Source organism: Moorena sp. SIO4A1 (assembly GCF_010672065.1).
In the GTDB taxonomy this organism is placed as follows: domain Bacteria; phylum Cyanobacteriota; class Cyanobacteriia; order Cyanobacteriales; family Coleofasciculaceae; genus Moorena.
Genome location: NZ_JAAHHX010000856.1, coordinates 1 through 1,242 on the forward strand (window position 1 = coordinate 1; position 1,242 = coordinate 1,242).

At 42.4% G+C, this 1,242-nt stretch carries 4 protein-coding genes; 1 reads left to right on the forward strand and 3 read right to left on the reverse strand.

Annotated elements, in window-relative coordinates:
• Positions 1-120 precede the first annotated feature (120 nt).
• On the forward strand, positions 121-390 hold the full coding sequence (locus F6K53_RS43515) for a hypothetical protein (RefSeq protein WP_293086959.1): 270 nt from the start codon (positions 121-123) through the stop codon (positions 388-390).
• Here the strand turns inward: F6K53_RS43515 and F6K53_RS43520 are convergent.
• The 3 genes from F6K53_RS43520 to F6K53_RS43530 all read right to left on the reverse strand — a co-directional run.
• Positions 362-619, reverse strand: coding sequence for a hypothetical protein (locus F6K53_RS43520; protein WP_293086962.1), 258 nt, complete (start codon positions 617-619; stop codon positions 362-364). The genes F6K53_RS43515 and F6K53_RS43520 overlap by 29 nt on opposite strands.
• Positions 620-690: 71 nt before the next feature.
• On the reverse strand, positions 691-987 hold the full coding sequence (locus F6K53_RS43525) for a hypothetical protein (RefSeq protein ID WP_293086965.1): 297 nt from the start codon (positions 985-987) through the stop codon (positions 691-693).
• A 45-nt stretch (positions 988-1,032) separates the two neighbouring features.
• Positions 1,033-1,242, reverse strand: a 210-nt coding sequence (locus tag F6K53_RS43530) for a glycoside hydrolase family 9 protein (protein WP_293086967.1), incomplete at its 5' end; no start/stop codon positions are given.

The following is a 1,242-nucleotide window of genomic DNA, read 5'->3' on the forward strand; positions in this document are numbered from 1 at the left end:
CATTAAACGTTATCGAGGCAATCCCTTAGGCTTAAAGCTGGCTGTAAAAACAATTAAAGACTTTTTTTTGGTAGTGTATCAGAATTTTTAAATTGGGATGACGTGATTGTTCCTGAGCCAATGAAAACAATTTTAATCGAGCAATTGAATCGGTTAGATGAGTCAGAGAAGAAGGTGATTGCTTATCTAGCTAGGAATCCTAACCCCATTTCTATTAAACAATTGCGCCATAGCATTACCTTAGACTATAATTCACAACTTATTTCAGTTTTACAGTCTTTGGAAAGGCGCTCACTAATGGAAAAGATTTCCCACAGTAATCGCACATTTTTTACCATAATTCCTGTAATTAGGACGGTGATTAATGAGCATGAAGGTTGTTTGTTGTAGGGGTTCGGTGTAGGCTAGGTTGGATGTTGAAGGTTGAAGGTTGAAGGTTGAAGGTTGAAGGTTGACTGTTGAAGGTTGTTGGATGTTGAAGGTTGTTGGATGTTGAAGGTTGTTGGATGTTGAATGTTGTTGGATGTTGAAGGTTGTTGGCCTTTTGCCTTCGGTTAAGGGTAGCTTGTTCGCGTAGCGTGGCCGTTCGCGTAGCGTGGCCTAAAGGCCAAAAGGCCAAGGTTGACTTTCAACAGTCAACCTTCAACAAAAAACTACTATAAGTTATATATAAGCTGACTTTTGATTAACTTATACTATCTCAAAGTCACTGAAATCTACCGAGGTGCTGGTGTCGATTGTAGCAAACTGAGCTCCGCTTCCCAGACCAGATTCACTGCCATTCTGGTTGTAGAATAGATCGCCGGTTTCGCTGTTGTAGACAATCAAAGCACCACTACTTTCGACCTGGCTATTATCATCTACAACCGCCCATTCACTGCTATCTAAGCCCCCACTGGACGTACCAGTGAGCGCAGTGAAGGTGCTCTGTTCTAGACTAATTCGGTCTTGACCTCCGATAAAGTTAAGAATGCTATCCAGACCCAAATCGCTTGAATCGAAACCTGTTCCAGTGTCAAACGTAAAAACCGTTTAGAATTCCCCGGCAGGGGATAGTTCAACTATTAACTCAGTGATCGGATCTACTGTAGACACTACTGGTTCAAGGTTAGAACCCAGACTTAGTTCCATCTGTTCACGGTACATACGGGCAAGAGCACCAGTGAAGCCAGCGTTGTAGTCAAGAGCGACTTCATTAATGGCATAGTTAGTTCGATCATCGACATAGGCATTATCGTCTGG